Source organism: Corallococcus exercitus (genome assembly GCF_003611585.1).
GTDB lineage: Bacteria > Myxococcota > Myxococcia > Myxococcales > Myxococcaceae > Corallococcus > Corallococcus exercitus.
The window spans coordinates 15,547-37,605 of record NZ_RAVW01000011.1 but is presented as its reverse complement, the minus strand read 5'-3'; the positions used below and the strand labels follow the sequence as shown (position 1 = coordinate 37,605).

Genomic DNA, 22,059 nt, shown 5'->3' with positions numbered 1-22,059 from the left:
CTCCCTACAGTGGGCCGGCCTTGCCACGTCGCCTCAAGAAACCCGGTCTCCGGGGCATCCTCCTGGGTTCGTTCGGCCTCGCGCTGGCCGTCATCCTGGGAGCGCTCTTCTTCGTCGTTCCCCTCCAGGTGGCCAACCACCTGAGGGAGCGCATGGCGCTGCACGCTCAGGCCAAGGCCCGGGAGGTGAAGGTCCTGGTCGAAAGACAGGCCGCCACCCAACCGGTCCCCAGCCTGGATGGGCTCTACCCGCTGGATGACGACTTCAGCGTCGTCGCGGTGGTGGACGCCCAGGGCGTGCCTCGCGCCACGTTCCCCGCGCCGCCGCCGGAATGGTTCAGGACGGGCCTGGAGAAGCGCCTCTCGGTCCGCCCCCTCCCGCCGCTGGACAAGACGGAGTTGTCCGATACCGCCTGGGCGGTGTCCGAACCCGTGACGCTCGCGGGCGGCGTGCCCGGCGAGGTCGTGGTGGTGGTGAACGACTCCCAGCTGAATGGGGTGCTCACGGCCCTGCGCCACACGGTGCTGCTGGCCTTCGTCGTGGGCCTGGTGCTGTTCCTCCTGGTGGCGTTCCTCATCTCGCGCGCGTTCATCCTCCACCCGCTGGACGCGATGATGTCCATGGCGCGCAAGCTGGCGGAGGCCGACCTCACCGGCCGCGCGGAGGTGCGCAACAGCAAGGACGAACTGGGCCAATTGGCCGAAGCCCTCAACCGCATGGCCCAGTCCTGGCGCGACACGCTGGGCCGCGTGCGCGGCGTGTCCGACGTGGTGGCCGGCGTCATCGAGCAGATCCACCGCACCGGCACCACCGTGTCCTCCGGCGCGGGCACCGTGCAGTCGCGCGTGGAGGAGACGTCCTCCTCCATGGTGGAGATGATGGCCAGCTTGCGCGGCATCGCGGAGAACGTGGAGGTCCTCTACCAGAGCGCGGAGGAGAGCAGCTCCTCCATCATGGAGATGGCCGCCACCAACGACGAGGTGGCGGAGAACGTCCAGGCCATGGCCGCCAGCGTGGAGGAGACCACCAGCGCCATCGAGGAGATGACGTACTCCATCAAGGAGGTGGCCAAGAACATCGAGGACCTCTCCGCGTCCACCGAGGACACGTCCTCCGCCATCAGCCAGATGGACGCCGCCATCGGTCAGGTCGACGCCAACGCCAACGAGACCGCGCGCCTGTCCGAGCAGGTCTTCGAGGACGCGCAGACGGGCGTGGAGGCCCTGCGCAAGACGCTCTCCGGCATCGACCGCATCAAGGACACCAGCCGCACCGCCGCGGGCGTCATCGACAGCCTGGGCCGGCGCATCAGCGAGATTGGCAACATCCTCAACGTCATTGACGACGTGGCGGAGCAGACGAACCTGCTGGCCCTCAACGCCGCCATCATCGCCGCGCAGGCGGGCGAGCACGGCAAGGGCTTCGCGGTGGTGGCGGAGGAGATCAAGGACCTGGCCGAGCGCACCGGCGCGTCCACCAAGGAGATCGCCGAGCTCATCCGCGGCGTGCAGGAGGAGAGCCGCAACGCCGTGGTGGTGATGAACCAGGGCGTCAAGAGCGTGGAGGAGGGCGTGCAGCTGGGCCGCGAGGCGGAAGGCGCCCTGCGGAAGATCAACGACAGCACCCAGAAGTCCACGCAGATGGTGAAGGCCATTGCCCGCGCCACGGTGGAGCAGGCGCGCGGCAGCAAGCAGGTGACCGCCGCCATCCACCGCATCTCCGCCACCGTGTCGATGATCTCCCAGGCCTCCAACGAGCAGGCCCGGGGCGGCGAGCAGATCATGAAGAGCGCGGAGCGGATGAAGACGCTCACCCAGCACGTGCAGCGCTCCAGCCAGGAGCAGGCGCACGGCAGCAAGCAGATCACCCGCTCCATCGAGAGCATCAACGAGATGGTCACCCACCTGAACCGCGCCCAGAAGGAGCAGACCAAGGGCAGCGAGCAGGTGCTCAAGGCCGTGGAGACCATCAAGGGCGTGTCCGAGCACCAGACGCGCTCGGTGCGCCAGCTGGAAGAGGCCATCGACAACCTCACGCGCCAGGCGGAGATCCTCCGCGCCGAGGTCCGCCGCTTCCGCGTCTGACGCACCGCCATTCCCCCAAGGCTTCCATGCCCGAGTCGTCCGAGTCCGCCTCCTCCCGTTCCGTGTCCGAGCGCGCCGTGGTGCTGCTCATCGGCGCGGTGCAGTTCGTCAACATCCTCGACTTCGTGATGGTGATGCCGCTGGGCCCGGACTTCGCGAAGGGGCTGGGCATCGAGTCGTCGCACATCGGCACCATCGGCGGCAGCTACACCGCCGCCGCGAGCGTGGCGGGGCTGTTGGGGGGCTACTTCCTGGACCGCTTCGACCGGCGCAAGGCGCTGGCGGTGTGCATGCTGGGGCTCGTCGCGGCCACGGCGGCGGGGGGCCTGGCGCTGGGGCTGTCCACGCTGCTGCTGGCGCGCGTGTGCGCGGGCCTCTTCGGCGGGCCGGCGACGGCGCTGTCGCTGTCCATCATCGCGGACCTCATCCCGGTGGAGCGCCGGGGCCGGGCGCTGGGCGCGGTGATGGCGTCCTTCTCCGTGGCCTCCGTGCTGGGCGTGCCCCTGGCCCTGAAGGTGGCGGAGCTGGGCACCTGGCGGACGCCCTTCTTCGTGGTGGCGGCGCTGGGCCTGGTCGTGGTGGTGGCCGCGCTGTGGCTGCTGCCGCCGGTGCGCGGACACCTGAAGCCCGGGGGCAGCGCGTCCCGGGCCGTAGGCGTGGGGGAGCTGCTCACCCGCACCGACGTGCAGCTGTCCTACCTGATGACGGCGCTGGTGATGATGAGCGGCTTCATCGTCATCCCCAACATCTCCGCGTACCTCCAGCAGAACCTGGGCTACCCGCGCGACCACCTGTGGATCATCTACTTCGCGGGCGGCATCGTGAGCTTCATCACGCTGCGGCTGACGGGGCCGCTGGTGGACCGCTTCGGCTCCTTCCGCGTGGGCACGGTGGGCGTGGTGCTGGCGGCCCTCAGCACATACGTGGGCTTCGTGCACTATCCCGCGTGGCTGCCCATCCCCGCGCTGTTCATGGTCTTCATGCTGGCCATGGGGGTGCGCAACGTGGCGTACAACACGCTCACCTCGCGCGTGCCGGACAACCCGGTGCGCGCCCGCTTCATGTCGCTGCAGTCCGCCACCCAGCACATGGCCTCCGCGCTGGGGGCCTTCCTGTCGTCGCGCCTGCTGGTGGACCTGCCGGACGGGACGCTCGGCGGCATGGACACCATCGCCTGGGTGTCCATCGCGCTGTCGGTGGGCATTCCCGTCATGCTGTGGGTGGTGGAGGGCCGGGTGCGCTCGCGCGAGCAGGCCCGGGCCCTGGCGGTGCCCCCGGCCCAGGGGATGGCGGCGCCGCTGTCGCCCCAGGCCAATCCGCACGCCTGATGGGGCAATGTGCCCCAGCCGGGGTAGGGTGCCCGGCCGCCCGCCTCCCTGACACGAGGCCGGACGGACGCTGGACGGTCGCTGACGGTTGCGCGAGCCGCCAGTGGGCGCGATAACCCCGGGACGTTCCCTTCAAGGGAAAGACGACGACCCATGTTCAACATCGGCGCAGGCGAAATGGTGTTCATCCTGGTGGCCGCGCTGATCGTGCTCGGCCCCCAGCGGTTGCCTGAGCTGGCGCGGGCCATCGGCAAGTTCATGCGCGAGTTCCGCCGGCAGACGGACGACGTGCGCAACGTGGTGGAGCGCGAGTTCTACGCCATGGACGAGGACTTCAACCGCGAGCCCCCGCCCCGCCCGGGCACGCGCGTGCCGTCCCCACCGCCGGAGCTGGCTCCGTCCACGCTCCCGGACATGTCCCCGCCCAACGTGCTGGCCGAGCCCGCGCCCGCGCTCACCGCGACGCTGGACCCCGCGAACGTGCCCGCGCCTTCGGAGGCCGCCGTGGACGCAGCCGCGCCCGGCACGGAAGCCCAGGTCGAGGCGGCGCCGGCGCAGGACGAGAACGGCCTTCCGCAACTCGCCCCCATCCCGGGCACGGTGGCGCGCAACGCGCCGAAACGGAGCTGAGCCCTGAACCGCCAAGGGGTTGACCTGTCGGATTTCCGCATGAGCCTGGCGGAGCACCTCACGGAGCTGCGCTCGCGGCTCGTGAAGTGCTCGCTCGCGGTGCTCGTGCTGGGCGCCGTGTCGCTCATCTTCGCCAAGCCCATCTTCGGCGTGTTGATGCGGCCGGTGCTGGACGCGCTGCCCCCGGAGGGGCGCTCGCTCGTCTACACATCCGGCATCGAAGAAATCAACGTGCTGATGAAGGTGGGCGTGTACTGCGGCATCTTCCTCACCACGCCCGTCATCCTCTGGCAGATCTGGGGCTTCGTGGCGCCGGGGCTCTACCCGGAGGAGCGCAAGTACGCGTCGCCCTTCGTGGTGCTGGGCTCCGTGGCCTTCATCGTGGGCTCGCTGTTCTGCTACTTCCTGGTGCTGCCCTCCATGTTCAAGTTCCTCCTCAACGAGGAGGAGACGCTCGCCCTGGAGCAGCGCATGGACACGGCGCGCATGGGCGCCGAGGACTCCCTGCGCTTCCTGCGCATTGGCGAGGTGGAGCGCGCCGGCCACGTGGCGAAGGAGACCAGCGCCGCGCTGACCGCCGCGGGCGAGGGCCAGGTGCAGGACCCGCAGGTGGCGACCGCGAAGAGCGTGGAGCTCACGGCGCGCCTCAAGGGCCTGGGCGACCTGCTGGACGCGGCGGCGGACGGGATAGGAGTCCCCGCGCGCGGCGTGCTGCGCCAGGCGGTGGAGAAGCGCGTGGAGGCGGTGACGGCCTTCGGCAAGCAGGACTACGTCGCGTCGGAGGCCGCCATGGACCAGGCGGCGAGCCTGCTCGCGGGCGTGGCGCCCACGCGCGCCGAGGAGATGTCCGGCCTGTGGCGGCTGCAGAAGGAGCTGGCCCGGGGCCACGCGGAGGCCGAGGCCGCGCGCTGGACGCGGCCCATGCTGACGATGAACGAGCAGCTGTCGCTGGTGCTGCTGCTCATCCTCGCCTTCGGCGTCATCTTCGAATTGCCGCTGGTGATGGCGCTCCTGGGCATCGTCGGGGTGGTGCAGTCGAGGTGGCTCTTCCGCTACCAGCGCCACGCGTTCGTGGTGTGCCTCATCGCCGCGGCGGTGCTGACGCCCACGGGTGACGTGGTGAACCTGTCGCTCATGGCCGGCCCCATGTTGCTCTGCTACGAGCTGGGCGTGCTGGCGGTGTGGCTCATCGAGAAGCGCCGTGCGAAGGCGGAAGCCTCCACGGACATCACCCCGGCGGCGTAGGGCTCCCGCGCGCATGAAGAGCCCCGCCGCGCGCCTGATGGTGGACCTGCGGTACCTGCGCGCGCTGTCGCGGAGGTTCCGCAGCACGCTGCTGCTGGCGGCGGTCATCTTCGGGCTGGGGCCGCTGCTGTACCACTGGCGCTACGTGGGACCGGGCGGGGACCGCATCTCCTACGGAGAGGCGCTGCACCACGTCTACTTCCTGCTCTTCGGGCAGCCGTCGCTGCCGTATGTGAGCGACTGGCTGGTGGAGACGCTCAACATCCTCATCCCGCCGGTCAGCATCGCGCTGGTGGTGGATGGCGTGGTGCGCTTCGCGTACCTCTTCTTCGCGCGGCACAAGAACGACAAGGAGTGGGTCTCCGTGGTGTCCGAAACGATGAAGGGCCACGTCGTGGTGTGCGGCGCGGGCCGCGTGGGCTACCGCGTGGTGACGCAGCTGCGGGAGATGGGCAAGGACGTCGTCGTGGTGGAGAAGCGCGAGGACGCGACGTTCGTGTCCGCGCTGCGCGACGAGAACGTGCCCCTGCTCATCGACGACACGCGCAGCCCGCTGTGCCTGCCGCGCACGCACGTGAAGAAGGCGTCCGCCATCGTCTGCGCCACGGACGACGACCTGGCGAACCTGAACATCGCGCTGGACGCGCGGCGGTTGAACCCCGGCATCCGCGTGGTCATCCGCCTGTTCGACGACGACCTGGGCGCGAAGGTGCGCGACACGTTCAAGGCGGAGGCCCTGTCCAGCTCCTCGCTGGCCGCGCCCGCCATGGCGCTGGCCGCGTTGGATCCACGGCTCATCCATTCGTTCCGCATCGGCAAGCACCTGATGGTGGTGTCGCTGTTCGTGGTGCGCGACGGCCTGTCGGGGATGAACGTGTCCCAGGTGCGAGACCGCTTCGGCGGGCTGGCGCTGTCGCTCATCCGGGGCGAGACGGAGACGCTGCACCCCACCGGCGACGTGGTGCTCCAGGCGGGAGACCAGGTCACCATCCAGGCGTCCTATCCGGAGTACTGCGCCCTGCGCGCCTTCACCGGCGAGTCGGATGCGCCGGCGTACGCGGACCACGACAACTTCCTCATGCCGGGGTACCGCCCCACGGGGTGAGGGGCCGCTGCTCTGGTTCACCCTCCCGCACCCGGTGGATGCGGGTGCCGGAAGCGCCGTCGCCCAGCCCGGGCTTCAGCACCTGCTGCGTGTCGTAGTGCCCGCCGTTCTGCCTGCGGAACGGAATGGGCGCGTCGGTGAACAGGCCGTCCAGCCGTGCCTTGAACGCCTCCGCCACGGCGGGCCACTGCTCCTCCTTCATGCGGTCGGACTGGTAGACCGTGAATGACGGCAGGACGTCCATCCCCGGATAGAAGAGCACCCCGTGCTCGATGGGGAAGAGGAGGTCTTCCAGCGCCCCGTTGACGCCCCGGTCCGTGTAGTGCGGCGCGCGTCCGCCAATGGTGATGGAGAGCATGGCGCGGCGGCCCGTCAGCGTGCCCTCTCCGTAGCGGTCACCCCAGCGTTCGCCTTCATGCACGCCCACGCCATAGGCGAAGCCGAAGGCGAAGACCCGGTCGATCCACCCCTTGAGGATGGCCGGCATGGAGAACCACCACAGCGGGAACTGGAGGATGACGGCCTGGGCCCAGAGCAGCTTCTGCTGCTCGGCGGAGATGTCCGCCGTCTGGGTGCCGTTGGTGAAGGCGGCCTTCGACGCGCGCTCGTAGAAGAGCCGCTCTCCAGCGTTGGAGGTGAGGAAGTCCGCTCCATCCGCGCTGGCCTTCCAGCCCATGGCGTAGAGGTCCGACACCTGGACCGTATGGCCCAGGGCCGTCAGGTGCTGCACGGCCAGGTCCTTCAATGCGCCATTGAGTGAACGGGGTTCGGGATGGGCGTGGACGATGAGGACGTTCATGGCCCATGAGGTACGATTGCGGTTATTTCTCCGCAAGTACGCACATGTTTGGGCAGTACGTACAAAGAGGTAACCATGAGCCGCAAGCGCGACGACGACTCGAACACGAACTGCGCGGTGGAGGCGTCCCTCGGCGTCATCGGCGGACGCTGGAAGGGCGTGGTCTTGTACTGGTTGCTGAAGGGCACGCACCGCTTCGGTGAGCTGCGCAAGCGGCTGCCCAACTGCAGCCAGCGCATGCTGACGTTGCAGCTGCGCGAGCTTGAAGAGGACGGGCTGGTGAAGCGCACGGTCTACGCGCAGGTGCCGCCGCGCGTGGAGTACGAACTCACCGCCTTCGGCCGCTCCCTGGAGCCGGTGCTCATCGGGCTGCGGGATTGGGGTGAGAAGTACAAGCGCCGGCTGCAGCGCACGGGGTGAGTCACCCAGGACGGCTTGCGAGCGGGACGGCGGCCGACTAGGCAGGGCGCGCTCTCTTCCGGAGGCCGCCTTGCATCGTTTCGCCGTCGTCCTGGGTCTGCTGGCCGTTCTGTCGGCGGGGTGTGCGTCGTCCCCGCCACCGCGTCTGAAGGGGGCGCAGGTGACGCTGGCCTCGCACGCGGACGCGCGCGTGGGCACGTACGTGTCCTCGCCGTGGGGCTTCAGCACGTCGTCGTATTGGATTGAGGGGCCCACGGGGCTCATCCTGGTGGACACGCAGTTCCTGCCGTCCGCGGCGGAGGAGTTCGTCACCTGGGCGGAGGCGGTGACGGGCAAGAAGGCGGAGCTGGCCATCGTGCTGCACGCCAACCCGGACAAGTTCAACGGCACGGACGTGCTGCGCAAGCGCGGCATCCGCGTCGTGACGAGCGAGCAGGTGCGCGCGTCCATCCCGGCCATCCACGAGAAGCGCACGCGGGCGTTCGCCGCGCGCTATGCGCCGGACTACCCGATGTCGCTGCCGCTGCCGGACAGCTTCGGAAGCCAGACGGCGGAGCTGAGCGCGGGCGGCGTGACGGTGAAGGCGCACGTGCTGGGCGCCGGGTGCAGCGAGGCGCACGTGGTGGTGGAGTTCGACGGGCACGTGTTCCCCGGCGACCTGGTGGCGAACGACGCGCACAGCTGGCTGGAGATGGGTCGCACGGAGGCGTGGCTCCAGCGGCTGGAGGAGCTGAAGGCGCTGCACCCGAAGTGGGTCCATCCGGGGCGGGGGCCCTCAGGAGACGCGGGGCTGCTCGCGAGCGAGCGGCAGTACCTGGAGCGCGTCATCGCGGAGGTCGCGGCGGAGAAGCCCCAGGGACCGTTCACGGACGCGGCGGCGCAGCACATCCGCGCGCGCATCGAGGCCGCGTACCCGGGGCTGCGCTTCCCGGTGTTCCTCAACATCGGCCTGCCGGCGGAGTGGGAGCGGCAGGCGAAGGTTGCCGCTCCCTAGCGGGCTACTGGCAGAGCGCGTAGGAGACGGTCGTGAAGGTCGTCGTCTGGCCGTAGGTGGTGGTGGTGCCGTTGCAGCCGCAGATGAGGTGGCCCACCTCCACGGTCTTCGTGCTGTCGCTGAAGTAGGTGACTCGGGTGTACTGGCCCGTGCGGCAGGGGGACGCGGCCTGCTCGGCCGTGTCGAGCGTGGGCGCGCCGGGGGCATCCGCTTCGCCACCACATGCGGTGAACAGCAGGGCTCCCGTGCACAGCAGGCTCGTCAGAAGATGGCGCATCGTTCCTCCTAGATTTGGAAAACAAGATTATTCAGTAAGGAGTGTCAATGTCGACAGGTCGGACGGCTGATGGTGGATACCAGGCAGGAGTGCGGCGCTCGTTCGCGGTGGGGTCGGAGATGGCCTGGGCCGCGTGGGGCGAGGAGGCAGGACTCGTGCGCTGGGTGGGCGCGTGCTCCCAGCCGCTGAAGGAAGGGGAGCAGGTCGCGCTTCCGGACGGCACGCGCCTCAAGGTGGTGCGCCGGGTTCCGCCCCAGCAGCTCCGCATGCGCCTGGAGCATGACGCGTGGCCTCGTGCGCGCACCGTGCAGCTGCGCGTGCTGCCGTCGGTGCATGGCGTCACCGTCGCGCTCCATGCGGAGGGATTGCCGGACGCGGGCGCACGCGAGGAGACGCTGGCCCGATGGACGCGCGCGCTGGAGAGCTGGGACGCCTTCTCCGGAAGGGCCGTGGCGGTGAACCGGGATGGGCCCCCGAAGCGTGAGCCCGCGGGGAAGAAGGGCGCCAAGAGGCCTCCCGCGCTGGAGGCAGGTCTGGCGGAGCAGGGCGCCGCCGCGCTGAAGAAGCATGGCCCCGCGCGAGGAACGAAGAATGCCGCGACCACGAAGCAGCCCCGGGTGACGGAGAAGGCCGCGCCCGCGAAGAAGGCCGTGGCCAGGAAGCAGGCCCGAGCGGTGAAGAAGGCCGCGCCCGCGAAGAAGGCCGTGGCCGGGAAGCAGGCCCGGGCGGTGAAGAAGGCCGCACCCGCGAAGAAGGTCGCGCCGCCCTCGCGGAGCCGGAAGCCCGATGCGCGCACGAAGTAGAGCGCGACGCGGATGGCCGTGAGGCGTCGGCGCATCGCGGGTGGTGACCGCGGTTCGTGATGCGATGACTCCAGTCACCAGGAACGAGGCCCGGTGAGCTCCACCGTGCCTCGCGCTTCCTCAAGGACATCAAGCACTTGGCTTGCGGTGGATGTCCTCCAAAGGGTTGGCATGTCTCCTGCTGTAGGTGTTCCTCGTCAGCAGCACTCAACCTTCGAGGAAATCCCCCATGGTCATCGCCCCCGGCTCCACCCGCTCCGCTTCCTTCCGCGTCCCCTCCCAGGACTTCGCTTCCCGTCCGGATGCCGTGTCCGGCGCCCGCGTGCAGGGCGGCGCCTGCCAGAAGCCCGGTTCCAGCTTCGCGTCCCAGTTCCAGCAGGACGGCTTCAGCGCGGGCCCCGCGAAGGGCGCGCAGTTCAAGCAGTTCATGGAGGGGCTCAGCGAGGTGGTGAAGGAGCTGCAGCAGATCGTCCAGATGCTCCAGACCTCCATCAGCGGCGGTGCTGCCGCCGCGGGCGGCGTGGACGGAGCCCAGGCCCCGTCGGGCGTGTCCGGCGCGTCCAGCGCGGGCGCTCCTTCGAACTCGGGCGGCGCTCCCAGCACGGGCGGCGCGTCCGGCGCGGGTGACTCGTTCCAGGCGGGCTCCGCCCAGTCGGCAGGCGCCACGGGCGACATGCCGAAGGGCGAGGTGGGTGACTGGATCAAGCAGGCCATGGAGATCCTCAAGGCCGCTGGCATCCCGGTGGACAAGATGAACCCCCAGGACATCGCGAAGATCATCGAGCACGAGTCCAGCGGCAACCCGAACGCCATCAACCTGACGGATCAGAACGCGAAGGACGGCCATCCCTCCATCGGCCTGATGCAGACCATCCAGCCCACGTTCGACGCGTTCAAGCTCCCGGGCCACGACAACATCCGCAACCCGGTGGACAACATCATCGCGGCCGTCCGCTACTCGGTGGACCGCTACGGCTCGGTGTCCAACACCCCGGGCATCCAGGCGATGAACAGCGGCAGCGGCTACGTCGGCTACTGAGCCTCACCGCCCCCGCAGGTTCTGGGCGATCTTCAGGATGTCCGCGAGGACGCCCGCCGCCGTGACAGGGCCACCAGCGCCCGCGCCCTGCACGAGCAGCGGGTAGTCCGCGTATCTCTCCGTGGAGAAGGCCACGAACGCCTCCGAGCCGCGCAGCCGTGTCGCCGGATGTTCCTTCGGCACGGCCACCGGGCCCACGCGCAGCACCGGCCCGTCCTTCGCCGCAGGGTCGATGCGCGCCAGGTAGCGCAGCACCTTGCCCTCCGCGCGCAGGCCCTCGACGCGCGAGGTGAACGTCCGGTCCAGCTTCTCCAGCCCCGTGAGGAAGCGCTCCACGTCCGGCTCCTCCAGGTACTCGCGCGGCACGAACGGCTCCACCTCCACGTCCTCCAGCGACAGGTCCAATCCCTGCTCACGCGCGAGGATGAGCGCCTTTCGAGCCGCGTCCGTGCCCGCCAGGTCCTCGCGCGGGTGCGGCTCCGTGAAGCCCTTCTCGCGCGCCGTGCGCACCGCCTTCGACAGCGGCACGCCGTCCATCAGCTGCTGGCTCAGGTACCCGAGCGTCCCGGAGAACGAACCCTCCACTCCGTGCACCCGGTCTCCCGTGCGCACCAGGTCCTTCAGCGTCTGGATGACCGGGAGCCCCGCGCCCACCGTCGTCTCGTAGTGGTACGCGCGGTGGTTCAGGTGCGCCGTGCTCCGCAGCCGCTCCCACACCTCGCGCGGCTGCGTCAGCGGCTTCTTGTTCGCAGCCACCACGTGGATGCCGTTGCGGAAGGCCTCCAGGTACAGCTCCTCCATGCCCTCCGCCGCGGTGCAGTCCACCAGCACCGGCACCGGCAGCCGTCGCAGCGGCTCCAGCAGCGCGCGCACCACGGGCGGTGACGCGCCCTCGGGCACGGATGCGATGCGCTCTCGCCACTGCTTCAGCGGGATGCCCTCTGGAGAGAAGAGCACCCGCCGGCTGTCCGCGAGCCCCACCAGGTTGAGCTGGATGCCGTGCTCCTGCGCCAGCGTCTCCTGCAACGCGCGCAGTTGGTCCAACAGCTGGCTGCCCACCACGCCGTGCCCCAGCACCAGCAGGCTCACCTCCTCGTGCGCGAAGTGGAAGGCCGCGTGCACCGTGCGCACCGTCAGCGCCGTCTCCGCCCCGTCCACGATGAACGAGATGGAGCGCGCGCTCGCCGTCTGCGCGATGGCGCGCACGTTGATGCCCAGCGCGCCCAGCGGCTGGAACAGCCGTCCCGCCACGTTGGCGCCCTGGCCCATGGCCTCCGCCACCAGCGCCACCTGCGTCACCGGCGCGCGCACCTGGGGCGGCTGCAACGCGCCGCGCTCCAGCTCCGGCGCCAGCTCCCGTCGCAACACCTCCTCCGCTCGGGCCGCGTGCGCCCGGCGCAGCACCACCGCCACCGAACGTCCCGGTGACGACTGCGCCGCCATCCACGCGTCGATGCCCGCGGCCTCCAGCGCCTGCAACGCGCGAGGCCCCACCGGCCGCGCCGCTTCCTCCGTGCCGCCCTCCAGCCCCAGCAGCGCCAGGTCCTCCAGCGACACCACGCACGTGGGCACGCTGCCGTTGCCCGCGCCGCGCACGTCGATGAGAGTGCCGGGTTCGTCGGGCTGTTGCAGATGGCGCACGCGCAGCGGGATGTCCGCGTCGCGCAGCGTGGACAGCGCTCGCGGATGCAGCGTGGGCAGGCCCAGGTACACCAGCTCCAGGGCCTCCGTGTAGCTCAGGTGCGGCACCGGCCGCGCATCCGCCACGTGCAGCGGATCCGCCGTCATCACCCCGGGCACGTCCGTCCACAACGTCAACGGCGTGCCCAGCAGCACGGACAGCACCGCCGCCGTCTCGTCCGCGCCATCCACGCCCAGCGTCGTGGAGCGCCCATCCAGCGCCACGCCCCGGCCGCCCGCGTGCAGCGTCAGTCGTCCCTCCCACGAAGGCCGCAGCGTCGCCACCCGGGCGCGGGTGTGCTCGCGGTTCACGCGCGCCTGCCCGGGCTCGCCCTCCGTCACCGTCCAGTCGGCCGCGTCCACCTCCAGCGAAGGCACTCCGCGAGCGCCCAGCAGCCGCGCCAGCAGCGCCGCGGTCAGCCGCTCGCCGGTGCCGCGCACCACGTCCTCCAGCGCGGGCCGCCGCTCACGCACCAGGCTGGCGCCATCCAGCGCGCGGCGAGCGGGCTCCAGCAACGACGCCAGCGTGCGCGCACCGTCCGTCTCCACCGACGTGGAGCCCGGGGGCGCGCCCAGCCGGCGCTCGGCGTCCTCCAGCATCAACAGGCCCCGCGCGAGCAGTCCATCCAGCTCCTGCCGGGCCAGCGTGGAGTTGCCCTTCAACGCGATGGACAGCGCGGCCTCCAGCCCCGCCGCGAGCCACGGAGGTGACGACACGATGGCGGCGCGCGTGCTGCCCGCGTCGCGGCGCGACAGGTGCGTGGCCACGGACGCGAGTCCCTGGGCGGTGTCGAGCAGGAAGGGAGCGTAACGGGTGATGCTCACAGGGGCGGTCATGAGGTCTTCCGGGCGCGAACGCCGGCAGTGGAGGAAAGGCGGGCGTCGCGGCCCACGCCCGGAGGCAGGGCCAGCGCGCGAAGCAACAGGGGCGCGAGCGCGTCCCATTCGATGAGGAAGCCGTCGTGGCCGTGCACGCTGCACAGGACCGCGTACTCGGCATGGAGTCCCTGCGCGCGCAGGCGACGGGACAGGTTCTTCATGTGCTCGGGAGGGAAGAGGACGTCCCGGTCGATGCCGATGGTCAACGTGCTCGCGCGGATGCGGTCCACGCCGGGACCGCCGTTCGGCGTCGGCACGCGCGTGAGATCGTGGTGGTCCATGACGCCCAGCAGCGCCAGGTAGGAGCGGGCATCGAAGCGCGCCTCCAGCTTCGCGCCCTGGTGCTCCAGGTAGCTCTCCACCGGGTACAGCGTGCGCGACGACCAGGCCTGCGGACGCGGCTGGAGCGCGTCCAGTCCGGCCTCCGCGCGATAGGTGAGCGTCGCCAGCTGGCGCGCCAGCTCCAGGCCACGCCTTGGGGATTCGGGATACTCCGGGTCGAGGAGCAGGGCCTGCCGGGCCACGTGGTTCCAGCCCACCACCCACGCGGACGCGGCCTCCGCCGTCGCGATGGGGACCATGCGCTGGAAGCGCTCCGGCGCGAGCGCCGCCAGGCACAGCACCACCATGCCGCCCAGCGAGCCGCCGGTGACGAGCGCCACCTCGTCCACGCCCAGCGCGTCCAGCGCCGCGAGGATGGAGCGCGCCTGGTCCCACGGCGTAATCGTCGCGGGCAGGCTCCGCTCGTCCAGGCGCAGGTCGCCCTTGGGCAGCACCGGGGACGGGCCGAACCGCGTGTCGTCGGTGCGCTGCGGGAAGCCTTCGTCCGCGGGGCCGAAGGTGCCGTAGCAGGAGCCCAGGTTGTTGAAGCACAGCAGCCGCACGCGCGACGGATCCAACGGCCGGCCAGGCCCGATGACGGGCTCCCACCAGCCGCCTTCACCGCCCGCGTTCATGTCCCCGGTGAGCGCGTGCACCAGCAGCACGGTGGGCACCGCGTCCGGCGTGCGGCGGGGTCCGGTGCGGCGCGCGTCGCGCAGCTCGGAGGCTGCGTCGCGCAGCTCGGAGGCGGACCTGCGCACCACGCGCAGCCGGCCCGCGCGCGTCGCCTCCTCGGAATGCACGCGGGCGCGGGACTGCAACCACGCGAGGTCCTCCGGGGGCCCCCACCACCAGCCGCGCACGAGGTGGGGCGCCACGCGGGCGCCGGCCTCCAGCGGCAGGTCCGGCAGCGACAGGTCAAAGACGCGCGGGGTCTCCGCGCGCGGGGGCACTTCCTGGCCAGGCCTCACGGGTCGCATGGCGTCAGGCCGCGCTCAGGGCCTGGTCCAGGTCGGCCAGGATGTCGTCCAGGTGCTCCAGGCCCACGGACAGGCGCACCAGGTCGTCGGTGACGCCCGTGCTGGCGCGCTCCTGCGGGCTGAGCTGTTCGTGCGTGGTGGACGCGGGGTGGATGATGAGCGAGCGCGTGTCGCCGATGTTCGCGAGCAGGCTCCACAGCTTCACGCCGTCAATCACCTTGCGCCCCGCGGACAGGCCGCCCTTCACGCCGAAGGTGACGAGCCCGCCGAAGCCGCCCTGGAGGTACTTCTTCGCGTTGGGGAACGCGGGGTCGTCCTCCAGGCCCGGGTAGCGCACCCACTCCACCTTCTTGTGCTGCTTGAGCCACTTCGCCACCGCGAGCGCGTTCTGCGAGTGGCGCTCCAGCCGCAGCCGCAGCGTCTCCAGGCCCAGGATGAACGCATGCGCATTGAAGGGGCTGAGCGCGGGGCCCAGGTCGCGCAGGCCCTCCAGCCGGGCCTTGAGGATGAACGCCGCGGGGCCGAAGGCCTCTCGCAAGCGCAGGCCGTGGTAGCCGGGGTTGGGCTCGGTCAGCTCCGGGAACTTGCCGTTCTCCCAGGGGAAGTTGCCGCCGTCCACGATGACGCCGCCAATGGAGGTGCCGTGGCCGCCGATGTACTTCGTCGCGCTGTGCAGCACGATGTTCGCGCCGTGGCGCAGCGGGTTGAAGAGGGCAGGGGACAGCGCGGTGTTGTCCACGAAGAGAGGCAGGCCCGCCTCGCGCGCCACGGCGCCGATGGCGTCGAAGTCCGGCACGTCCAGGCGCGGGTTGCCCAGTGACTCCAGGTAGAGCGCCTTCGTCTTCGGCCCGATGGCCTGACGGAACGCGTCCGGGTTGCCCGCGTCCACGAACCTCGTGGTGATGCCCAGGCGCGCGAGCGTCACCTTGAACAGGTTGTACGTGCCGCCGTAGAGGCTGGCGCCGGAGACGATCTCGTCTCCCGTCTTCAGGATGTTGAGGATGCCCAGCGTCTGCGCGGCCTGTCCGGACGCGACCGCGAGCGCCCCCACGCCCCCTTCGAGCGCTGCGATGCGCTTCTCGAAGACATCCGTCGTGGGGTTCATGATGCGCGTGTAGATGTTGCCGAACTCCTTGAGGCCGAAGAGGGCGGCGGCGTGGTCCGCGTCGCGGAAGCGGTAGCTGGTTGTCTGGTAGATGGGCACCGCGCGAGCGCCCGTGGTGGGGTCGGGCGAATAGCCGGCGTGCAGCGCGAGCGTGTCGGGGTGCAGCGGGCGTTCGTTGTTGGGCGTGCTCATGGCAAGGGACTCCTGTTCGCGTCGCTCCGGAGGGAGCGCGCGTGCGTGAAGGCAGACGGGTGGCGGGGACGTCAGGGCACTGCGGGCGGCGGGGAGGACTTCAGGACGTGCTGGGCGCTGCGACGCTCCTCGGCAGGGGTGCGAGAGCGGAGGCCCGGAACGACGAAGCCCACCGACCCTCGCGGGTGGGTGGGCTCCGGTTGGCTCGCCAGGGGCAGGCTGTGCGTCAGCCGGCCGCAGCGGGCTTGGGCCCACCCGGAACAGGCATCGAACACATGCACATGGCGGAGGTGACGAACATTCTGCGAGAAGAAGTAGACGCGATGGCGTGAGCTGTCAAGCCACCCTCCGGAACATCGCCGCGCATGTCGCGGACCCGTGACATTCCACTGCTCCGTATTCCCAACACGATGATGCCTTCACGAAGTGTCCTCCTCTCCAGCCTGCTGGCCTGCCTCTTCGTCGGGGCCTGCTCCAAGCCCGCGCCGCCCACGTCCGTGAACCTTCGAAAGACCTTCCGCACGCAGTTGAAGGTAGAGCCCACGCAGCGCATCCCCGCGCCCACGCCGCCGAAGGAGCTGTTTGAGCTGGTGCGCTATCCCGCGCCGCTGGGCAGCAACGCGGCCTACGTCACGCCCGTGCGCGAAAGCGCGAAGCGTCCGGCGGTGGTGTGGATCCACGGAGGCATGGACTTCGGGCTCGACGACTTCGCATGGACGCCTTCGCCCCGGAGCAATGATCAGAGCGCGCGGGCGTTTCGCGAAGCAGGGCTGGTGTTGATGCTGCCGTCCTTGCGCGGGTCGGACGACAACCCGGGCGCGCGCGAGTACTTCCTGGGCGAGGTGGATGACGTGGTGGCCGCCATCGACTTCGTGGCGCAGCGCCCGGACGTGGACCCCGCGCGCATCTACGTGGCGGGGCACAGCACGGGAGGCACGGTGGCGCTGATGGCCGCGGTGCTGTCACCGCGCTTGAAGGGGGCCTACGTGTTCGGCCCGGTGCACGACGTGTCCGAGTACGCGGCCTATGTCCCGCTCCTGGGGCAGGCCCGTGGGTCGGAGCTGTGGATGCGCAACCCGGTGAGCTACGTGGAGCACCTGCGCGTGCCCACGCAGGTCATCGAGGGCTCGGACCACGGCAACATGGACGCGTTCGAACCGCTGCGCGTGGCGGCGAAGGGCGCACCGCTGTCGTTCCTCGCGGTGCCGGGCGCCACGCACTTCAGCGTGCTCGCGCCCGTGACGGAGTTGCTGGCGAAGCGGCTCATGGAAGCGAAGGCGGATGCGCCTGCGGTCGTACTCACGGACGCGGAGGCCCGTCAGGCCGTAGCAGCGGAAGCGGAGTGAGGACTTCGCGTCAGCCGCGTTCGCGGAGCGCAGAACACGTAGGCGAGTGGCGCGGGTCGCGGCGCAAGAGGCCCACGTCCACCAGACGTGGAGCGCGGAGCGCAGGGCAGTGCCGCTCGCTGCTTCAGCCCACGCGCGCGTTCGCGGAGTAGGGCGGCACGGGGCCCAGGAAGCCGGGCTGGGCCCTCACGCGCTCCAGCCACGCGGTCACGGCCGGGTAGGGCGCGAGGTCCACGCCCGCATCCGGCGCCAGGTGCGTGTACGCGAAGAGGCAGAGGTCCGCGACGGTGTAGCGCTCGTCCACAAGGAACATGCGGCTGCCCAGGTGCCGCTCCAGCGCGGACAGGGCGCGCTCGGTGTTCTGCACGCGATTGCGGAGCACTTCGGATTGCGGTGACTGCCGGCCCGTGAGGAGCCAGTAGCGCGCGGTGCCCAGGTTCGGCTCCACCGCGTTCTGTTCAAAGAACATCCACTGATGCACCTGCGCCCGCGCGAAGCGGTCGTCCGGCATCAGGCGCGTACCCTCCGCCAGGAACAGCAGGATGGCGTTGGACTCCGCGAGGAACCGCCCGGGCTCCGGCTCCAGCACCGGAATGCGGCCGTCCGGGTTCTTCGCGTGGAAGTCCGCCGTGTGGCTCTCCCCCGCGAAGATGTCCACCGGCACCAACTCGTAAGCGAGCCCGAGCTGCGCGAGCAACGTGCGGACCTTGTAGCCGTTCGCGGAAGGCAGATAGTCGTAGAGGCGCATTCGGCTGCTCCATGCGGCGAAGGAAGAGTGCGCGTCACAGTAGACAGCTCCGTCCTCTGCCCGCGCTCCGCTTCTTGCTCCCGAATCCACCGGGTCGTATGGAAGCCCAAGCAGGGGACCTGACATGGCCGAGCGCTACGTTCCGAACTTGACGGGCATCCCGGAGACGATGCTCCTGACGCTGCACAATCGCGCGGCGGAGGCGAAGCGGCCCGACGGCATCCTTCGCGACGCGGACTGCGTGCGCATCTACGACGCCATCCAGTACGACTTCGAGCGCTCGTTCGGGAAGGCGCAGGCGTCCCACGCCATCCGCGCGGTGGAGACGGACCGCGTCCTGCGCCAGTGGCTTGCCACGCACCCGGACGGCTTCGTCGTGTCGCTGGGGGAGGGGCTGGAGACGCAGGCCCTGCGCGTGGACAATGGCCGGCTGTGTTGGTTGAGCGTGGACCTGCCGGAGGCCATGGCTATCCGCGAGCGCTTCCTTCCTCCCACGGAGCGGCTTCGCCACTTTGCAGCCAGCGCGCTGGACCGCTCGTGGATGGACGCGGTGGACGCATCCCATGGCGTTTTGATCATCGCGCAGGGGCTGCTCATGTACTTCCAGGAGGAGGAGGTCCGCCGCCTGTTCGCCGACATCGCGGAGCGCTTCCCGGGCGCGGAGCTCCTCTTCGACACGATTCCCCGGTGGGTCTCCCAGCAGACGCTCGCGGGGCAGCGCCGCACGCGTGCCTACCGGTCACCGCCCATGCCGTGGGGCATCAACCTGGATGAGGTGGCGCCCACGCTGAAGCGCTGGCACCCACGCGTGACGCACGTCTCGAAGGTGCCGTACGTGTTCCCCCGGGGCTTCCATCGCGCCGTCTTGAACACGTTCAACCGGCTGCCCTGGTTCCGGCACCGGACACCGGGAATCATCCACGTGAGGCTGGCGGATGCCCCGGTGCCCGCGAAGGCCTGATGCCTACTGCGCGGTGGCCTCGTTCCACACTTCCGTGACGCGGCCCACCTGGTCGAACGCGCAGTGCTGCGCGCCCGCGATGACCTTGTCGTTCACCGGGAACTGGAGTCCGCCGAGGTACTGCTCCGCCGCCTGGATGTCCTGGAGCAGGTAATCCTGGTCGCCGTACGTGAAGTAGAACTTCGTGCCCGCGCGCAGCGCCGCGTTGGACGCGTCCCAGTCCATCTGGCCCGACCACGGCTTCTCACCGCCGCAGCTCAGCGCATAGACGCCCGGGTAGCGGTCGCCGTAGCGCGGCAGGAAGCTGGCCGTCAGCTGGATGCTGCCGCCCGACGAGCCGCCGAAGAGGATGGGGCCGTCCTGGATGTCCCAGCCCTTGCGCAGCGCCTCGATGAGCGACACCAGCTCCGCCGCGTTCTTGCCCTCCAGGTCGCGTGCCTCGATGGGCGCCTCCGTGGAGCAGTCCGTGCGCTCCGGCACCGTCCACCACGCGCACTTGTTGGGCGCGAGCGCCGTCACGTAGAGCGTGTTGTGCCCGTACGTCCAACCGCCGTGCGTGAACAGCGAACGCGGGTTGCTGCCGTTGTACGTGGCCGCGCCGTCGCCGTGCAGGTAGATGGCCAGCCGCATGGGCCCGGGCGCGATGCCCTGCTTCGGCTCGATGAGCTTCACCTCCGTTGCGCCCACCTGCGCCACGCAGTACGTCAGCGTGCCCGCGTCCGTGCTCACCGTGCCCGTCTTGCTGCACGCGAGCTTGCCGGCGCCGTGCGAGCTGCCCGTGCCCGCATCCGTCCCGGCGTCCATGCCCGTGCCGGCATCCGTGCCCGCGTCCACGTCCGTCCCCGCGTCGGCCCCCGCGTCCATGTCCGCGCCCGCATCGCGGCCCGCGTCGGTGGTCGAGGTGCCCGAGTCAGGCGTGACTTCATCGGGGTCGTCGGAACACGCGGACAGACCGAGGGCGAGAACGGCGGCGAGCAGGATGCGGGACATGGTGACTCGAAGGGGGGGAGGCAGCGCCTCTGTTCAGCAGCCAGTATACCGGCTATAGATTTCCAGTCGGGAAAGGAAATTCCACCATGAGTGAACGCGTGAACCTGATGGCCCCGGAGGTCCGGGCGAATCCCTACCCCGTCTACGCGGAGCTGCGCCGCACCGCGCCGGTGTGTCAGGTGGAGCCCGGCGGACTGTGGGCCCTCACGCGCTTCGAGGACGTGGCCGCGGCCTTCAAGAACCCGCAGGTCTTCTCCTCCGCCGGGGTGCGCACCACCACCGCGCCGCCGTGGCTGGGCCACAACCCGTTCTCCGAGTCGATGATCGTCATGGATCCGCCGCGCCACATGCGGCTGCGCACGCTGGTGAGCCGCGCGTGGACGCCCGCGGCGGTGAACCGGCTGGAGCCGCGCATCCGGAGCTTCGCGCAGACGCTGGCGGAGCGGCTGACCCCGGAGCGCGAGGTGGACTTCGTGGACGCCTTCGCCATGCCGCTGCCCGCCAGCGTGATTGGTGAGCTCTTCGCCTTGGACCCCACCATGACGGCCCGCTACAAGCGCTGGTCGGTGGACCTGTCCAGCGTGTCCGGCACGACGGAGAAGGACACCCACCGGCACGAGTCCATCAAGGCCACCGTGCGCGAGATGGAGGACTACCTGTCCGACGTCGTCGCCGAGCGCCGCCGCCACCCGCAGGACGACATGGTGTCGGACCTGGTGAAGACGCGCGTGGACGGCGAGGCGCTCTCCGACGCGGAGGTGATGAGCTTCCTGTTCCTGCTGGTGGTGGCGGGGCTGGAGACCACCGTGCAACTCGTCAGCCACAGCGTGCGCCTCTTGATGGAACAGCCGCACCTGGTGGCCCGGCTGCGCGAGAACCCGTCGCAGGTGGGGCGCTTCGTGGAGGAGGTGCTGCGCTACGAGCCGTCCGTGCACGGCCTGGTGCGCGTCACCACGAAGGCCACGGAGGTGTCAGGCGTGGTGATTCCGGAGGGCGCGCGCGTGGCGCTGATGATCGGCTCCGCGTGCCGCGACGGCGAGCGCTTCAAGGACCCGGACACCTTCGACATGGACCGAGAGGGCGTGAACAACATGCCCTTCGGCCACGGCATCCACTTCTGCCTGGGCGCGCCGCTGGCCCGGCTGGAGGCGCGCGTGGGGCTGGAGGTGCTGCTGTCCCGCTTCACGCGCTTCACGCCCACGGGCCCGGTGAAGTGGAACACCTCCCTCACCGTGCGCGGCCCGCTGAGCCTGCCCCTCATCCCGCACGCCTGACGCGCGCGGGTTACGCCTCGATGTCGAACGCGAGCGACACGCGCTCGCCCGGGGCCACGTGCAACAAGCCCTCGCCGGTGGCCAGCGCCCCGGCGGCGGCCGTCCACGGCTCCACGCAGACGAAGTCCTTCCCCGCGAGCGTCCACACGACGAGCATGCGGAACTCCCCGCTCCACGACAGCTTCACGGGGGAGAGGCCCGGCCCGCGCTCCAGCACCGTGCCCGGCGCGGAGTGGTCACGCAGGTGCATGTCCACCTCCTGCGCCGTGAGGTCCAGGCCGGTGAAGGGCACCTCGTGCTTCGCGCGGTTGTCCCACGCGTGCGTGGCGTCCGTCTCCACGCGCGCCTGGGCCTTCTGCCCTTGAGGCACGCGGAAGTACGGGTGGTAGCCCAGGTGGAACGGCAGGGGCCGCGTGTCCCGGTTCTCCAAATCGAAGTCCAGCGTGAGCCGGCGCCCCGCGAGCGAGAACGCCAGCTGCGCGTCGAAGGCCCACGGGTACTGGCGCAGCGTCTCCTCCGAAGACGTGAGCCCCAGCACCAGCAGGGACTCTTCCGCCTGGCGCACCGTCCACGGCAGCTTCCGCGCGAAGCCGTGCTGCGGCAGCGAGTACGCCTTGCGGTCCGCCGGATACGTGTCCCCGGGCAGGGGACCGGCGTTGGGAAAGAGCACGGGGATGCCCCCGCGTACGCTCTTCGTGAGGTCGGCGACGGTGCCCTCGTCCAGATAGAGCACCTCCTCGCCTTCCACCACCATGCGCGTGACGAGCGCGCCGCGCGTGGGAATGACCTCCACGCGGCAGCCGCCGTCCTCCAGCGCGTAGGTCTCCAGCCCCGCGATGCCCGGGAACGGTCCGCTCAT

Annotated in this window: 20 protein-coding genes; 12 read left to right on the top strand and 8 right to left on the bottom strand. The window is 70.4% G+C overall.

Annotated features, from left to right (window positions below; genetic code table 11):
* The first annotated feature begins 20 nt into the window (after positions 1–20).
* From D7W79_RS02675 to D7W79_RS02655, 5 genes are all read left to right on the top strand, one after another.
* Positions 21–2,084: a methyl-accepting chemotaxis protein gene (locus D7W79_RS02675; protein ID WP_120523753.1), complete on the top strand. Its 2,064-nt coding sequence runs from the start codon at positions 21–23 to the stop codon at positions 2,082–2,084.
* Between the two features lie 26 nt (positions 2,085–2,110).
* A complete protein-coding gene (locus D7W79_RS02670) occupies positions 2,111–3,412 on the top strand; it encodes an MFS transporter (protein ID WP_120523752.1) in 1,302 nt (433 codons plus the stop codon).
* Positions 3,413–3,565: 153 nt separating this feature from the next.
* Complete coding sequence (gene tatB / locus D7W79_RS02665; RefSeq protein WP_120523751.1) at positions 3,566–4,042, top strand: Sec-independent protein translocase protein TatB; 477 nt, start codon at positions 3,566–3,568, stop codon at positions 4,040–4,042.
* 39 nt (positions 4,043–4,081) lie between these two features.
* Positions 4,082–5,287, top strand: coding sequence for a twin-arginine translocase subunit TatC (gene tatC, locus D7W79_RS02660; protein WP_120523750.1), 1,206 nt, complete (start codon positions 4,082–4,084; stop codon positions 5,285–5,287).
* A gap of 13 nt (positions 5,288–5,300) precedes the next feature.
* Complete coding sequence (locus tag D7W79_RS02655; RefSeq protein ID WP_120523749.1) at positions 5,301–6,392, top strand: potassium channel family protein; 1,092 nt, start codon at positions 5,301–5,303, stop codon at positions 6,390–6,392.
* Here the strand turns inward: D7W79_RS02655 and D7W79_RS02650 are convergent.
* Positions 6,364–7,191 carry an NAD(P)H-dependent oxidoreductase gene (locus tag D7W79_RS02650; protein ID WP_120523748.1) on the bottom strand — a complete coding sequence of 276 codons (828 nt, stop codon included), beginning with the start codon at positions 7,189–7,191 and terminating at the stop codon, positions 6,364–6,366. The two genes, D7W79_RS02655 and D7W79_RS02650, sit on opposite strands and share 29 nt — an antisense overlap.
* A 75-nt stretch (positions 7,192–7,266) precedes the next feature.
* Here D7W79_RS02650 and D7W79_RS02645 point away from each other — a divergent pair, with 75 nt between their 5' ends.
* Both D7W79_RS02645 and D7W79_RS02640 read left to right on the top strand, forming a co-directional pair.
* Positions 7,267–7,611 (top strand): winged helix-turn-helix transcriptional regulator, encoded by a 345-nt coding sequence (locus D7W79_RS02645; RefSeq protein WP_120523747.1) that lies wholly within the window; start codon positions 7,267–7,269, stop codon positions 7,609–7,611.
* A 70-nt stretch (positions 7,612–7,681) separates the two neighbouring features.
* Positions 7,682–8,605: an MBL fold metallo-hydrolase gene (locus tag D7W79_RS02640; protein ID WP_120523746.1), complete on the top strand. Its 924-nt coding sequence runs from the start codon at positions 7,682–7,684 to the stop codon at positions 8,603–8,605.
* Positions 8,606–8,609: 4 nt separating this feature from the next.
* Here D7W79_RS02640 and D7W79_RS02635 read toward each other — a convergent pair whose 3' ends face one another.
* Positions 8,610–8,882 carry a DUF6289 family protein gene (locus D7W79_RS02635; RefSeq protein WP_120523745.1) on the bottom strand — a complete coding sequence of 91 codons (273 nt, stop codon included), beginning with the start codon at positions 8,880–8,882 and terminating at the stop codon, positions 8,610–8,612.
* A gap of 89 nt (positions 8,883–8,971) precedes the next feature.
* Between D7W79_RS02635 and D7W79_RS02630 the strand changes: the two genes are divergently transcribed.
* Together D7W79_RS02630 and D7W79_RS02625 are read left to right on the top strand one after the other, a co-directional pair.
* The gene (locus tag D7W79_RS02630; RefSeq protein ID WP_158616871.1) at positions 8,972–9,685 is read left to right on the top strand and encodes an SRPBCC domain-containing protein; all 714 of its coding nucleotides are present in this window, start codon (positions 8,972–8,974) and stop codon (positions 9,683–9,685) included.
* A gap of 229 nt (positions 9,686–9,914) precedes the next feature.
* Positions 9,915–10,724, top strand: a complete 810-nt coding sequence (locus D7W79_RS02625) for a transglycosylase SLT domain-containing protein (RefSeq protein WP_120523743.1) — start codon at positions 9,915–9,917, stop codon at positions 10,722–10,724.
* A gap of 3 nt (positions 10,725–10,727) precedes the next feature.
* Here the strand turns inward: D7W79_RS02625 and D7W79_RS02620 are convergent, their stop codons facing one another.
* The 3 genes from D7W79_RS02620 to D7W79_RS02610 are packed head-to-tail and all read right to left on the bottom strand — an operon-like array spanning position 10,728 to position 15,881.
* A complete protein-coding gene (locus D7W79_RS02620) occupies positions 10,728–13,241 on the bottom strand; it encodes an amino acid kinase family protein (RefSeq protein ID WP_158616870.1) in 2,514 nt (837 codons plus the stop codon).
* Complete coding sequence (locus D7W79_RS02615) at positions 13,238–14,584, bottom strand: alpha/beta fold hydrolase (protein WP_120523741.1); 1,347 nt, start codon at positions 14,582–14,584, stop codon at positions 13,238–13,240. Before D7W79_RS02615 ends, D7W79_RS02620 begins: the two co-directional genes overlap by 4 nt.
* A 4-nt stretch (positions 14,585–14,588) precedes the next feature.
* Positions 14,589–15,881 carry an O-acetylhomoserine aminocarboxypropyltransferase/cysteine synthase family protein gene (locus D7W79_RS02610; RefSeq protein ID WP_120523740.1) on the bottom strand — a complete coding sequence of 431 codons (1,293 nt, stop codon included), beginning with the start codon at positions 15,879–15,881 and terminating at the stop codon, positions 14,589–14,591.
* 410 nt (positions 15,882–16,291) lie between these two features.
* Here D7W79_RS02610 and D7W79_RS02605 point away from each other — a divergent pair, with 410 nt between their 5' ends.
* Complete coding sequence (locus tag D7W79_RS02605; RefSeq protein WP_158616869.1) at positions 16,292–17,227, top strand: alpha/beta hydrolase family protein; 936 nt, start codon at positions 16,292–16,294, stop codon at positions 17,225–17,227.
* A 124-nt stretch (positions 17,228–17,351) separates the two neighbouring features.
* On the opposite strand, the gene D7W79_RS02600 is transcribed toward D7W79_RS02605, so the two are convergent.
* Positions 17,352–17,975, bottom strand: coding sequence for a glutathione S-transferase family protein (locus D7W79_RS02600; RefSeq protein WP_120523738.1), 624 nt, complete (start codon positions 17,973–17,975; stop codon positions 17,352–17,354).
* Positions 17,976–18,099: 124 nt separating this feature from the next.
* On the opposite strand from D7W79_RS02600, the gene D7W79_RS02595 reads away from it, so the two are divergent.
* Positions 18,100–18,936 carry a class I SAM-dependent methyltransferase gene (locus tag D7W79_RS02595; protein WP_120523737.1) on the top strand — a complete coding sequence of 279 codons (837 nt, stop codon included), beginning with the start codon at positions 18,100–18,102 and terminating at the stop codon, positions 18,934–18,936.
* A gap of 3 nt (positions 18,937–18,939) precedes the next feature.
* On the opposite strand, the gene D7W79_RS45625 is transcribed toward D7W79_RS02595, so the two are convergent.
* Positions 18,940–19,926, bottom strand: coding sequence for an alpha/beta hydrolase (locus D7W79_RS45625; protein WP_208729620.1), 987 nt, complete (start codon positions 19,924–19,926; stop codon positions 18,940–18,942).
* Between the two features lie 86 nt (positions 19,927–20,012).
* Here D7W79_RS45625 and D7W79_RS02585 point away from each other — a divergent pair, with 86 nt between their 5' ends.
* Positions 20,013–21,200, top strand: a complete 1,188-nt coding sequence (locus tag D7W79_RS02585; RefSeq protein WP_120523736.1) for a cytochrome P450 — start codon at positions 20,013–20,015, stop codon at positions 21,198–21,200.
* A 10-nt stretch (positions 21,201–21,210) separates the two neighbouring features.
* Here the strand turns inward: D7W79_RS02585 and D7W79_RS02580 are convergent, their stop codons facing one another.
* A complete protein-coding gene (locus D7W79_RS02580) occupies positions 21,211–22,059 on the bottom strand; it encodes an aldose epimerase family protein (protein WP_120523735.1) in 849 nt (282 codons plus the stop codon).

Coding starts and splice junctions, on each gene's coding strand:
- D7W79_RS02670 (WP_120523752.1), top strand. CDS start 2,111: ATGCCCGAGTCGTCCGAGTCCGCCTCCTCCCGTTCCGTGTCCGAGCGC.
- D7W79_RS02585 (WP_120523736.1), top strand. CDS start 20,013: ATGAGTGAACGCGTGAACCTGATGGCCCCGGAGGTCCGGGCGAATCCC.
- D7W79_RS02625 (WP_120523743.1), top strand. CDS start 9,915: ATGGTCATCGCCCCCGGCTCCACCCGCTCCGCTTCCTTCCGCGTCCCC.
- D7W79_RS02650 (WP_120523748.1), bottom strand. CDS start 7,191: ATGAACGTCCTCATCGTCCACGCCCATCCCGAACCCCGTTCACTCAAT.
- D7W79_RS02595 (WP_120523737.1), top strand. CDS start 18,100: ATGGCCGAGCGCTACGTTCCGAACTTGACGGGCATCCCGGAGACGATG.
- D7W79_RS02635 (WP_120523745.1), bottom strand. CDS start 8,882: ATGCGCCATCTTCTGACGAGCCTGCTGTGCACGGGAGCCCTGCTGTTC.
- D7W79_RS02600 (WP_120523738.1), bottom strand. CDS start 17,975: ATGCGCCTCTACGACTATCTGCCTTCCGCGAACGGCTACAAGGTCCGC.
- tatC (WP_120523750.1), top strand. CDS start 4,082: ATGAGCCTGGCGGAGCACCTCACGGAGCTGCGCTCGCGGCTCGTGAAG.
- D7W79_RS02580 (WP_120523735.1), bottom strand. CDS start 22,059: ATGAGCGGACCGTTCCCGGGCATCGCGGGGCTGGAGACCTACGCGCTG.
- D7W79_RS02655 (WP_120523749.1), top strand. CDS start 5,301: ATGAAGAGCCCCGCCGCGCGCCTGATGGTGGACCTGCGGTACCTGCGC.
- D7W79_RS02605 (WP_158616869.1), top strand. CDS start 16,292: ATGATGCCTTCACGAAGTGTCCTCCTCTCCAGCCTGCTGGCCTGCCTC.
- D7W79_RS02610 (WP_120523740.1), bottom strand. CDS start 15,881: ATGAGCACGCCCAACAACGAACGCCCGCTGCACCCCGACACGCTCGCG.
- D7W79_RS45625 (WP_208729620.1), bottom strand. CDS start 19,926: ATGTCCCGCATCCTGCTCGCCGCCGTTCTCGCCCTCGGTCTGTCCGCG.
- D7W79_RS02645 (WP_120523747.1), top strand. CDS start 7,267: ATGAGCCGCAAGCGCGACGACGACTCGAACACGAACTGCGCGGTGGAG.
- D7W79_RS02620 (WP_158616870.1), bottom strand. CDS start 13,241: ATGACCGCCCCTGTGAGCATCACCCGTTACGCTCCCTTCCTGCTCGAC.
- tatB (WP_120523751.1), top strand. CDS start 3,566: ATGTTCAACATCGGCGCAGGCGAAATGGTGTTCATCCTGGTGGCCGCG.
- D7W79_RS02615 (WP_120523741.1), bottom strand. CDS start 14,584: ATGCGACCCGTGAGGCCTGGCCAGGAAGTGCCCCCGCGCGCGGAGACC.